The organism is Streptomyces sp. GL_141 (genome assembly GCF_057834385.1).
Genome location: NZ_CM174402.1, coordinates 5009162 through 5020483, shown reverse-complemented (window position 1 = coordinate 5020483; position 11322 = coordinate 5009162). Strand labels below are relative to the sequence as shown.

The following is an 11322-nucleotide window of genomic DNA, read 5'->3' as shown; positions in this document are numbered from 1 at the left end:
AAAAGGATTTCGATAATGAAGCTCTCGAAGGTCGCCGCAGTCGTCGTCGGCTCCGTCGCCGCCCTCGGCGCCACCTCCCCCGCCTTCGCCGCCACCGAGGCGCCGGCCGTCCCCATGAGCCTGACGAGCGGGCTGACGGCCGTCACCGACTCGGTGAACCCGGTCTCGGCGGCGCTGCCCCAGACCGTGGGCAACGGACTGGCCGAGCAGGGCGAGAGCGTCCAGAAGGTCGTGACCACCGTCCAGAAGGTCAACGAGGTCAAGAACGACGCTCCGGCCGAGGTGATGCACCTCGCCAACGGGGCCACCCAGGCCTCCCCGCTGCTCGGCGGAGTCAAGCTCAACGGCGGCGGCTCCAAGCACTGACGGATCCGGTCCGTTCAGCCGCCGACACGACTGTGGGCGCCCCCGGCCTCGCCGGTGGCGCCCACAGTCATGTGTGTCGAACGTCAGTCGTTGACGCAGACGTTGCCGAACGCCGGGTTCAGCGCGCCGATCACGTTCACGGAGTTGCCGCAGACGTTGACCGGGACGTGGACCGGGACCTGTCCCAGGTTGCCCGAGAGGACACCGGGGGAACCCACGGCCGCGCCCTCGGCCTTGGAGTCGGCCATTGCGGAGCCGGCGGCACCGGCCGCAGCGAGACCAGCGGTGGCCAGGACCAGGGCGGCCTTCTTGGCAGTGTTCATGGGAAGTGCACCTTCTCTTCGATGTTCTGCCCCGATTCCGGGGCTCACATCGAGCGAAACGGTCCACCATCCCAGACGACACGGTTCCGCACGCGATCAGACCTGTTCAGCCCAATAGTCGTAACCGCGTGCGGGTCCGCGTACGGATTCCGGTCCCGGGTCCTACGGAAGGAACTCCGCGAACGACGGGAGCTGCGGGACGAGGCCCGCCGGCACCCCGGGTACCGCCGGCACCGCGGGCGCCGTCCCCGCGGGCGGGGCCGCGGGATCGGAGACCGGGAGCGCCGGTACGTCGGGGATCGGAACATCGGGGACCGGGACGTCAGGGATCGGGACGTCGGGGACCGGGATGTCGGGGATCTCCGGAACCGCCGGGATCGGCAGGTCGGGGAGCCCCGGGATCGCGGGGATCTGCGGCAGGGACGGGAGCGCGGGCAGTTTGATCTCGGGGATCGTGATCCCCGGGAGCAGGGTGCCCAGGCTCTTGGTCAGGTCCGCCAGGATCTTGGAGACCGCGGCGAGGGCGTCTTCGACGGGACCCGCCGCCGCCACCCTCTCGTTGATCTCCTCCTGTGCTGCCGCCACCCGATTCGCGGCGGCACCGGCACCCTCCGCCGCGCCCGCGGGAGCTGCCGCGCCGGTGAGTATGACGACCGCCAGGGCCGACGGGACGAGGACGCGGATGCGGGAGGCCTTGGTGCGGTGCATGGGTGTTCCTTCTGGTGGTCGCTCAAAAGCGGACCCGAGCGATCCGCTTCCTTACCCACCGTGCGAACGGGTTCCACGGAGCGCAACAGGAGCGCGGGGCCCCCCTAGGCCGTTGCGGGGTGCGTACGGGCTTCGCGCACGCGTCCGGGGGCGGCTCACCCCACCCGGGGAAAACCTGCACGCGGACAGGCCGTTTGAGTGAAGCAGCGGAACCAACCCTCCGGCAGCACAGTTGATCAGGGCGCTCCACTAGCGGGCACTCGTGCGACAAAAGGATCAAGATGCTCAAGAAGATCATGACTGCTGCTGCGGTCACCGCCGCCGCCGTCGGCGCGGGCGCTGCTGCTGCCGCCCCCGCCATGGCGATCGGCAACGACAACGGGATCAACACCGTCAACGGGAACGGCGCCGTGCAGGCGTACGGCAACCAGAAGACCCACGGTGACATGAGCCCGCAGCTCGGCGTCGTCCAGGGCACCCTGAACAAGCCCTGCATCGGCCTGCCGGCCAAGGTCAACGCCCAGTCGCTGGTCGCCCTGGTCAACGTCGGTGTCCAGGACATCAACGTCCTGTCCAACCCGCAGAACCAGCAGTGCACCGAGAACTCCACCCAGGCCAAGGGCGACGAGCCGCTCTCGCACATCCTCAGCAACATCCCGGTCCTCTCGGGCAACGTCTCCCAGGGCAGCTGATCTCCGCTCCCGTTCTCCGTTCCGGGCGCCTGGCGCCCGTGGAGCGACGCGTTCGAAGAAGCGGTGTGAAGTCGTGAAGTGACGAGGGCCCCGGCAGCGTCCAGCTGCCGGGGCCCTCGCATGTCGTCCGGCGGCCTCAGCCGGTCCAGAAGTCCCACCACCGGGTCAGGATCAGCATCCCGATCACGCCGGTGTGCAGGACGGGCGGGGCCCAGCCGAAGTCGGCGAAGAAGTTCCGCACCGGCGCGGGCGCGGGGAGGATCCCCGTCCGGACGGTGTGCGCGGTGACCGCCCAGAACATCACCAGGGTGGCCGCCCAGGTCAGGCAGCACCACAGGCAGAGCGCGTTGATCTCGTACAGCGACTGGACCATGAGCCAGGAGCAGAATCCGACGCCGAAGAGCATTCCGGCGTTGAGACCGAGCCAGAACCAGCCGCGGTGGCGGGCCCCGGCCAGCAGGCCGGCGCCGACGCACACGACCGCCCCGTAGGCGACCAGTCCCAGCATCGGGTTCGGGAAGCCGAAGGCCGCCGCCTGCTCGCTCTTCATCACGCTGCCGCAGGAGACCACCGGATTGAGACTGCAGGCGGGCTTGAAGTCCGGGTTCTCCAGCAGCAGGAACTTGTCCAGGGTGATGACCCAGGCGGCCAGCACTCCGGCGGCCCCGGTGACGAGCAGTACCCAGGCCAGCGCGCGGGGGGCTGCGATCGGTTCTGCGTCCTTGCGGTTGTGGGACCGGCCCTGCTGGCGGGGGACGCCCACGGTATTTGTTGCCATACGGTCATGCTCCCGCCCTTGTGCCCGCTATCCGGCCCAACCATGCTCATCGACATGGAGGTTGACCTGAAGGGGTGGCTGGAACCCCTGACGCTTCCCGGACGTTTTACCGAACCCCGGACGTGATGTCAGACCCAGGGGCTACGTTGAGCTTCCGCGAAGTGACGAGCTGCGACGGCCTGGAGACCCACCTTGAGCGATCCGCACGAGACAACCGAGGCGCACCTCGAGCGACTCCTGGGCCGCGCCCTCAACTCCTTCGACCTGCCCGACGAGTTGATCGAGCGGCTGGGCACCGCGCTCGCCCACAGGTCCTCGCTCCACACCACCCGCCGCAGTCCGGCGGCGGGACCGTGGCGGGAGATACACCGGCACGCCTACCTGCTGTCCGACGGCGACTCCGTGGTCCTGTGGGAGCTGGCCCACCGTCAGGACTCCGACCTCTCGATACGGTACGAGGTCTTCGCCGGCAAGGCGGAGACCTGCCTCGCGGCGGCCCGGCTCTTCGGCGAGATCCCCTCGCAGGTGGCGCGGGACCTCGTGGAGGTGACGGTCGAGGAGGAGCCGGACAGTGACATCGCCGTGCTGAGCGCGCTGTTCACCAATCCGACCCCGGCCCAGCGGCACCGCGAGTACGGGGTGGAGGAGTCCGCGGACCACGCCCGCCGGGTGCTGCGCCGTGCGGAGAACCCGGACCGGCCGGGCGAGCGGGTGGCCCTGCTCCTGCGGTCGGCCTACGCGCACCAGATCACGCAGGTGTTCGGCACCCGGCAGTGTCTCGCGGACGGGCGGGACGCCGGCTTCAGCCTGTACGAGCACTCCTTCGTCCTGCTGGACGGGAGCGAGTTGAGCCTGTGGGAGGTCGAGCACACGGTGACGCCGGACGGGCGGCACATGTGCGAGGTCTACGAGACCGAAACGGCCGCGCGCGGAGCCATGGAGCTCCGCGCGCGGGTGAGGTGACGGGGACGGGGATGGCGGTCAGGCGGCGACGGTGACCTTCGCCGGGTCCGGCAGGGGCGCCGCTTCGGCGGTCCCGGCCTGCGGCGGCGGGGTTTCCTCCTGCTTGCGCATCCCCTTGAGGAGGATGACCAGGCCGGCGCTGGTGGCCGTACCGGCGGTGATGGCGATCAGGTAGAGCAGCGGGTTGCCGATCAGCGGGATCACGAAGATGCCGCCGTGCGGGGCCCGCAGGGTGCACTCGAAGGCCATCGAGAGCGCGCCGGTGACCGCTCCGCCCACCATCGAGGCCGGGATCACGCGCAGCGGGTCGGCCGCGGCGAACGGGATGGCGCCCTCGCTGATGAAGGAGGCGCCGAGGAACCAGGCGGCCTTGCCGTTCTCGCGCTCGGTCTTGGAGAAGAGCCGGCCGCGGACCGTGGTGGCCAGTGCCATCGCCAGCGGCGGCACCATGCCGGCGGCCATCACGGCGGCCATGACCTTGAGGCTGCCCTCGTTGGGGGTGGCGAGGCCGCCGATGGCGAAGGCGTAGGCCACCTTGTTGAGCGGGCCGCCGAGGTCGAAGCACATCATCAGGCCGAGGATCACGCCGAGGATGATCGCGTTGGCGCCGGAGAGGCCCGACAGCCAGTCGGTGAGGGCCTGCTGGAGCGAGGCCACGGGCTTGCCGACGACCAGGAACATCAGGAACGCGGTGACGGCCGAGCCGATGAGCGGCAGGACCACCACCGGCATGATCCCGCGCAGGGCGGTGGGAATCTTCAGCCGCTGGACGGCGAGGACGGTGCCGCCCGCGATGAGGCCGGCGATCAGGCCGCCGAGGAAACCGGCGTTGATGGTGAGGGCCACCGCACCACCGACGAAGCCGGGGACGAGACCGGGCCGGTCGGCCATGCCGTAGGCGATGTAGCCGGCCAGGACGGGGACCAGGAAGCCGAAGGCGAGGCCGCCGGTCTGGAAGAGCAGTGCGGCCCAGCTGGCGGCTTCGGTCCAGACGAAGTGCTCGGCGACCGAGGGGGCGGTGTTGATCTCGTACCCGCCGATGGCGAAGGCGAGGGCGATGAGGAGGCCGCCGGCGGCCACGAAGGGGACCATGTAACTGACGCCGGACATCAGCCAGGTGCGGAGCTTCGCGCCGTAGCCGTCCTGCTCCTGGCCGGCCTCTTCGACCGGGGTCGGGGTGGTGGTCGAGATGTCGCCCCGGGCGGCCTTGTCGCGGGCCTCCTTGAGGAGTTCCGCGGGGCGGTTGATGCCGGCCTTGACACCTACGTCGACGGTGGGCTTGCCCGCGAAGCGGGCCCTTTCCCTGACCGGGACGTCGTGGGCGAAGACGGCCGCGTCGGCGGCGGCGATGGTTTCGGGGGTGAGCTTGGTGAAGCCGGCCGAGCCCTGGGTTTCCACCGTGAGCTCGATTCCCGCCTCGGCGGCGGCCTGTTGGAGGGACTCCGCCGCCATGTAGGTGTGGGCGATGCCCGTGGGGCAGGAGGTGACGGCCACCACCCGGAACGGCTGCCCTGCGGGGCTTTCCCCACCCCGCCCCTTCCCGAAACCGGGGGCTCCGCCCCCGGCCCCCCGCACCTCAAACGCCGGAGGGGCTGAGTTTGGCGTCGGAGGGGCTGGGTTGAGGGCCGGCGGGGCTGGATCGGGGTCGCCCGCGATCAGGGCCGCCGCTTCCTCCGGGGTCGCTGCCGTGCGGAGGGCTGCCACGAAGTCGGGGCGCATCAGGCGGCGGGCCAGGGTGGAGAGGATCGAGAGGTGGGCGTCGTCGGCGCCGGCGGGGGCGGCTATCAGGAAGATCAGGTCCGCCGGGCCGTCCGGGGCGCCGAAGTCGATGCCCGCCGGGGAGCGGCCGAAGGCCAGGGTGGGGGTCGTGACGTGGGTGGAGCGGCAGTGGGGGATGCCTATGCCGCCCTCCAGGCCGGTCGGCATCTGGGCCTCGCGCGCCGCCACGTCGGCCAGGAAGCCGTCCAGGTCGGTGACCCGGCCCAGCGTCACCATCCGTTCGGCGAGGGCACGTGCCGCCCCCTCCTTGGACTCGGCGGACAGGTCGAGGTCGACCAGTTGAGGGGGGATCATCTCGCTCATCGCTCGTCGCTCATTTCGGACAGAGGGAGGTCCAGGGGCAGGTCCTGGGTGATGTGGACCGCGTCGGGGCACAGGTCGGAAGGGGCCGGCATGGCGCTGCCGGGGAGCTGGACCGCGGCCGCGCCGTGGGCCAGGGCGGAGGCCAGGGCCGCAGGCCCCGTACCCCCCGCGATCAGGAAGCCGGCGAGGGACGCGTCGCCCGCGCCGACGTTGCTGCGGACCGAGGAGACGGCCGCCGTGCCGTAGTAGGTGCCCTCCTCGGAGACCAGGAGCTGGCCGTCCGCGCCGAGGGAGGCCAGGACCGCGCCCGCGCCCAGCGAGCGCAGCTCCTCCGCGGCCTTGAGCACGTCGCCGAGGGTGGCCAGGGGCCGCCCCACCGCCGTCGCGAGTTCCGAGGCGTTCGGCTTGATGACGTCCGGGCGGGCCGGCAGCGCCGCGAGCAGCGCGGGGCCGGAGGTGTCCAGCGCGATGCGGGCGCCCGCGGCGTGGGCCCGGGTCACGATGTCGGCGTACCACTCGGGGCCGAGGCCCCGCGGGAGGCTGCCGCAGCAGGCGATCCAGGCGGCGCCGCCCGAGCAGGTGCGGACCGTTTCCAGGAGGAGCGCCGATTCCTCGGCGGTCAGCGCCGGTCCGGCTGCGTTGATCTTGGTGAGGGTGCCGTCCGGTTCGGCGAGGGAGATGTTGGAGCGGGTCTGGCCGGCGATGGAGACCGCCGTGACGTCCACGCCCTGCGCGCCGAGGAGTTCGGCGATCATCGTGCCCGGTGCGCCGCCGAGCGGCATGACCGCCGTCGTACGGACGCCCGCGGCGGCCACCGCTCGGGAGACGTTGACGCCCTTGCCCCCGGGGTCGACCCGGTCGGTGGTGGCGCGCAGGACCTCACCGCGGTCCAGCGAGGGGACCTCGTAGGTCCGGTCGAGGGAGGGGTTGGGGGTGACGGTGAGGATCATACGAGCACAACTTCCGTACCGGCGGCCTCGATCGCCGCCTTGTGGGCGGGGCTGAGCCCCTTGTCCGTGATGAGGAGGTCGACGTCGGCGAAGGAGCCGAAGCGGGCGAAGTGCTCCTGCCCGCCCTTCGCGGAGTCGGCGAGGAGGACGACGCGGCGGGCCGCCGCGATCGCGGCCCGCTTGACGGCGGCCTCGGCGAGATCGGGGGTGGTCAGGCCGCCCTCGGCCGAGAAGCCGTTCGTGGCGAGGAAGAGGACGTCCGCGCGGATCTCGGCGTACGCCCTCAGGGCCCAGGCGTCGACCGCGGCGCGGGTGCGGTGCCGGACCCGGCCTCCGACGAGGTGGAGGTCGATGCCGGTGTGGTCGGCGAGCCGGGCGGCGACGGGCAGGGCGTGGGTGACCACGGTGAGCGCGGTGTCGACCGGGATGGCGGCCGCGAGGCGGGCCACCGTGCTGCCCGCGTCGAGGACGACGCTGCCGCCGTCGGGGAGTTCGGCCAGGGCGGCGGCCGCGATGCGGTCCTTCTCGTCGGCGGCGGTGGCCTCGCGCTCGGTGAGGTCCGGCTCGAAGTCGAGGCGGCCGGCCGGTATGGCACCGCCGTGCACCCGGCGCACGAGCCCGGCCCGGTCCAGGGCCTTGAGGTCGCGGCGCACGGTCTCGGCCGTGACCTGGAACTGGTCGGCCAGGGACAGGACGTCGACCCGGCCCGCCTCGCGGGCGAGGCGGAGGATCTCCTGCTGGCGCTCCGGTGCGTACATGTGGTTTCAGATCCGTTCGATGCCCGACTCTGTGGGTTCTCTTGGATCGTACGCCCACTTGCGGCTGAAAACAAAACAAACGGGCATGTCCGCCAACAGAAACGGACATGCCCGTTTCCTGGTCAGGCGGCCCGGCTACGGTGCGGGCATGGTGAATTTCGTGCTGGTCGCAGGTGCACGGCTCGGGGCGTGGGCGTGGGACGAGGTGGTGCCGTATCTGCGCGCGGCCGGCCACGGCGTCTTTCCGCTGACGCTGTCCGGTCTTGCCGACAAGCAGGGTGTACCGGCGGGGCAGGCGACTCACGTCCAGGACATCGTCGCCGAGGTGGAACGCCGGGACCTGCGTGACGTGGTCCTGGTGGGTCACAGCTACTCGGGCATCCCGGTAGGCCAGGCCGCGGAGCGGATCGGTGACCGACTGGCCCGCGCGGTGTTCGTCGACTCGAGTGTTCCGACTGACGGCAAGTCCTTCGTCTCCGCCTGGCCGGACGGCGGGGCGGCAGTGGAGGCATCGATCGCCGGGAGCGGAGGGTTCTGGCCGCTCGCGCCGGCTGCCCATTACGCCGGCGAGGGTCTCACCGATGAACAGATCGCACGCCTCGTGCGCGGCTCGACGCCCCACCCGGGAGCCACGCTGACCGAGCCCGCCGTGCTGTCGGGGCCGCTCGGTGAACTTCCGGCGACCTACATCCTGTGCGTGATGCCAGGGGCCGAGCCTGACGACGCCGGGCCCGACGAAGACGTGGCTGAGCTGCTGAGCAGCAAGCGCTGGCGGCTGGTCGAGTTGGACACCGGCCATTGGCCGATGTTCTCCAGGCCGCGCGAGCTGGCGCAGATCCTCCTCGATGCCGCCGTGGAGTGAAAGCACCCCGCCCCATGAACGAAGAGCATTCATGGGGCGGGATCCACTGTCGATACGGGCCCTAGCCCGCGTACTCCGTGCCGCCCTCGCGCTCGGCCATGGGGACGGCCTTGCGCGGCAGCATGAACATCACGGAGAAGATCACGACCAGGACGGCCACGACCCACCACATGGCGTTGTGGAACGCGTCCACGTACGGCGGACCGAAGACGCGGTCGTCCTCGATGAACCCGAAGTAGACGACGGAAGTCAGGCCGAGGCCCAGCGCGTTGCCCATCTGGCCGGTGGTGTTGATCAGCCCGGACGCCGAGCCGGCGTGCTCGCGCGGCACCTCGGAGAGCACGGTGTCGGTCAGCGGCGCGATGATCAGGCCCATGCCGACGCCCATGACGATCAGCGGGGCGGCCATCTGCCAGGAGGTGATGGTCATGCCGTAGCGGTCCGACTCCCAGATGTAGAGGAGCACGCCCGCGGCCATGATCAGCGCGCCGGCCTGGAGCACCTTGCGGCCGAAGCGCGGTACGAGCTTCTGTACGGACACACCCGCGGCGGCCGAGACGGCGATCGAGAACGGGATGCCCGTGGAGCCCGCCTTCAGGGCGCTCCAGCCGAGGCCCATCTGCATGTAGAGCGTCCACACCAGGAAGAAGATGCCGGTCGCGAGGCCGAAGGTCAGCTGGACCGCGATACCGCCCGCGAAGCTCTTGACCTTGAAGAGGGAGAGCTCCACGAGCGGGGAGCCGTCCTTCTGGATCTTGTACTTCTCGTAGGCGATGAAGGCACCGAAGACCAGCGGCGAGGCGATCATGCAGACGAAGCCCCACACGGGCCAGTCGTTCTCGCGGCCGTGGGTGAGCGGGAAGATCAGCATGACCAGGGCGAGGGTGGCGAGCACGACGCCGACCAGGTCCAGGCGCAGCGCCTTGGGGGCCTTGGACTCGGAGATGAACTTGCGGCCCAGGATCACGCCGGCGATGCCGACGGGCAGGTTGATCAGGAAGATCGGGCGCCATTCGAGACCGGCGATGTTCCACTCGGTGAGCAGCGCGCCGAGCATCGGGCCCGAGACGGCACCGAGGCCGATGATCGCGCCGAACAGGCCGAAGACCTTGCCGCGCTCGTGCGGCGGGAAGGTGACGTGGATGATCGCGAGCACCTGCGGGACCATCATGGCCGCCATGCCGCCCTGGAGGATGCGGGCGGCGACGAGCACGTCGGGGTTCGGGGCGAGGCCGCAGAGCAGCGAGGCCGCGGTGAAGCCGGATATGCCGATGAGGAACAGGCGCTTGCGGCCGTAGATGTCACCGAGACGGCCGCCGGTGATCAGGCCGGCGGCGAAGGCGAGTGCGTAGCCGGCGGTGATCCACTGGATGGCACTGGTGGAGGCGCCGAGGTCCTCGCGCATCCGGGGTATCGCGATGTTGACGATCGTGACGTCGACCAGGTCCATGAAGGCGGCGGTCATCACGATGGCGAGCGCGATCCAGCGGCGGCGGTCTGCGGGGGCCGCGGGCTCACCGGTCTCGCCGGTCGGGCCCGTTGCGCCGGCGTCGCCGGCCTTGCTGATCGAGGTGGTCTCTGCGGGAGGGTCGGTCCGCTCTTCTTGTACGGGCCCGTTCTTTCCTTCGGGCGATGACTGGGTCGTCTCGGTGCTCATGAGGAGAAACCTAGACGGCATATAGGTCAGTTGGTGTCCTATTTGGCTGGCACCTTTGAACCATGACCGATACCCCGGCCCGTCTCCTCTCCCTGCTCTCCCTGCTCCAGACCCCGCGCGAGTGGCCCGGCAGCGAGCTGGCCGAGCGGCTGGGAGTGAGTGCCCGCACGATCCGGCGGGACATCGACCGCTTGCGGGAGCTGGGGTACCCGGTGGAGGCCACGCTGGGCGCGGAGGGCGGCTACCGGCTGGTGGCGGGGGCGGCGATGCCGCCGCTCGTCCTGGACGACGAGGAGGCCGTCGCGATCGCGGTGGGGCTGCGGGCGGGGGCCGGGCACGCCATCGAGGGCGTGGAGGAGGCCTCCGTACGGGCCCTCGCGAAGCTGGAGCAGGTCCTGCCGGGGCGGCTGCGGCGGCGGGTGGGCGCGCTGCAGTCGGCGACGGTCGCGGTGGTGCGGGGAGACGGGGCGAGCGTGGATCCGCGGACGCTGACGGCGATCGCCTCGGCGGTGGCGGGGCCGGAGCGGCTGCGGTTCGCGTACCGGGCGCGGGACGGGGCGGCCTCGCGGCGGCTGGTGGAGCCGTACCGGCTGGTCAGCACCGGGAGCCGGTGGTACCTCGTGGCCTACGACATGGAGCGCGAGGACTGGCGGACCTTCCGCGTGGACCGGGTGAGCGAGCCCGGCGCGACGGGGGTCCGGTTCGTGCGGAGGGATCTGCCGATGGACGCGGAGGACTTCGTGCGGCTGGGGCTGCGTGGCAGGGAGTCGACCTACCAGGTCGATGTCACCTTCGCTGGGGCCGCGGGGCTGCCGGAGTGGGCGCGGGAGTTCGCGGTGCCCCTGGCCGGGGAGGGTGACCGGGTACGGGTGCGGTTCGAATCGGCGGACTCGCCGGAGTGGCTGGTGGCTCGGCTGGCGCTGGCGGGGGTGCCGTTTTCCGTGCACGGGCCGAAGGCTCTGGTGGAGGCCGCGCGGGCGCTGGGGGCTCGGCTGGTGGAGGCGGCGGGGCCGTAGCCGGGGGCCGGCTGCCCTGCGGGGCTGTCCCCTACCCGCCCTTCCACCGTTCCCCGGGCTGCGCCCGGACCCGGAAAGGCCCTGGGGCTCCGCCCCAGACCCCGCTCCTCAAACGCCGGAGGGGCTGAAGCTTGGCCGGAGGGGCTGAGTATTTGCCGGAGGGGCTG

12 protein-coding genes are annotated in these 11322 nt (G+C 71.3%); 5 read left to right on the top strand and 7 right to left on the bottom strand.

Annotated features, from left to right (window positions below; genetic code table 11):
* Positions 1–15: 15 nt before the first annotated feature.
* A complete protein-coding gene (locus tag AC3IX6_RS22405; protein ID WP_489363987.1) occupies positions 16–366 on the top strand; it encodes a hypothetical protein in 351 nt (116 codons plus the stop codon).
* Between the two features lie 83 nt (positions 367–449).
* On the opposite strand, the gene AC3IX6_RS22400 is transcribed toward AC3IX6_RS22405, so the two are convergent.
* Positions 450–689: a chaplin gene (locus tag AC3IX6_RS22400; protein ID WP_250737633.1), complete on the bottom strand. Its 240-nt coding sequence runs from the start codon at positions 687–689 to the stop codon at positions 450–452.
* A gap of 162 nt (positions 690–851) precedes the next feature.
* Entirely contained in the window at positions 852–1397 is a 546-nt protein-coding gene (locus AC3IX6_RS22395; RefSeq protein WP_489363986.1) for a hypothetical protein, read from the bottom strand.
* Between the two features lie 281 nt (positions 1398–1678).
* Between AC3IX6_RS22395 and AC3IX6_RS22390 the strand changes: the two genes are divergently transcribed.
* Complete coding sequence (locus AC3IX6_RS22390; RefSeq protein ID WP_489363984.1) at positions 1679–2089, top strand: rodlin; 411 nt, start codon at positions 1679–1681, stop codon at positions 2087–2089.
* 136 nt (positions 2090–2225) lie between these two features.
* Here the strand turns inward: AC3IX6_RS22390 and AC3IX6_RS22385 are convergent, their stop codons facing one another.
* Complete coding sequence (locus AC3IX6_RS22385; RefSeq protein WP_489363982.1) at positions 2226–2867, bottom strand: vitamin K epoxide reductase family protein; 642 nt, start codon at positions 2865–2867, stop codon at positions 2226–2228.
* 192 nt (positions 2868–3059) lie between these two features.
* Here AC3IX6_RS22385 and AC3IX6_RS22380 point away from each other — a divergent pair, with 192 nt between their 5' ends.
* Positions 3060–3830 (top strand): DUF6227 family protein, encoded by a 771-nt coding sequence (locus AC3IX6_RS22380; protein WP_489363980.1) that lies wholly within the window; start codon positions 3060–3062, stop codon positions 3828–3830.
* 18 nt (positions 3831–3848) lie between these two features.
* Here the strand turns inward: AC3IX6_RS22380 and AC3IX6_RS22375 are convergent, their stop codons facing one another.
* The 3 genes from AC3IX6_RS22375 to AC3IX6_RS22365 are packed head-to-tail and all read right to left on the bottom strand — an operon-like array spanning position 3849 to position 7620.
* A complete protein-coding gene (locus AC3IX6_RS22375; RefSeq protein ID WP_489363978.1) occupies positions 3849–5912 on the bottom strand; it encodes a PTS fructose transporter subunit IIABC in 2064 nt (687 codons plus the stop codon).
* Complete coding sequence (pfkB, locus tag AC3IX6_RS22370) at positions 5909–6862, bottom strand: 1-phosphofructokinase (protein WP_489363977.1); 954 nt, start codon at positions 6860–6862, stop codon at positions 5909–5911. Before pfkB ends, AC3IX6_RS22375 begins: the two co-directional genes overlap by 4 nt.
* Complete coding sequence (locus AC3IX6_RS22365; protein ID WP_489363975.1) at positions 6859–7620, bottom strand: DeoR/GlpR family DNA-binding transcription regulator; 762 nt, start codon at positions 7618–7620, stop codon at positions 6859–6861. Before AC3IX6_RS22365 ends, pfkB begins: the two co-directional genes overlap by 4 nt.
* A gap of 148 nt (positions 7621–7768) precedes the next feature.
* Here AC3IX6_RS22365 and AC3IX6_RS22360 point away from each other — a divergent pair, with 148 nt between their 5' ends.
* The gene (locus AC3IX6_RS22360) at positions 7769–8482 is read left to right on the top strand and encodes an alpha/beta fold hydrolase (protein WP_489371522.1); all 714 of its coding nucleotides are present in this window, start codon (positions 7769–7771) and stop codon (positions 8480–8482) included.
* Positions 8483–8543: 61 nt separating this feature from the next.
* Here AC3IX6_RS22360 and AC3IX6_RS22355 read toward each other — a convergent pair whose 3' ends face one another.
* The gene (locus tag AC3IX6_RS22355; protein ID WP_489363973.1) at positions 8544–10139 is read right to left on the bottom strand and encodes an MFS transporter; all 1596 of its coding nucleotides are present in this window, start codon (positions 10137–10139) and stop codon (positions 8544–8546) included.
* 62 nt (positions 10140–10201) lie between these two features.
* On the opposite strand from AC3IX6_RS22355, the gene AC3IX6_RS22350 reads away from it, so the two are divergent.
* Positions 10202–11155, top strand: a complete 954-nt coding sequence (locus tag AC3IX6_RS22350; protein ID WP_489363971.1) for a helix-turn-helix transcriptional regulator — start codon at positions 10202–10204, stop codon at positions 11153–11155.
* Positions 11156–11322 lie beyond the last annotated feature (167 nt).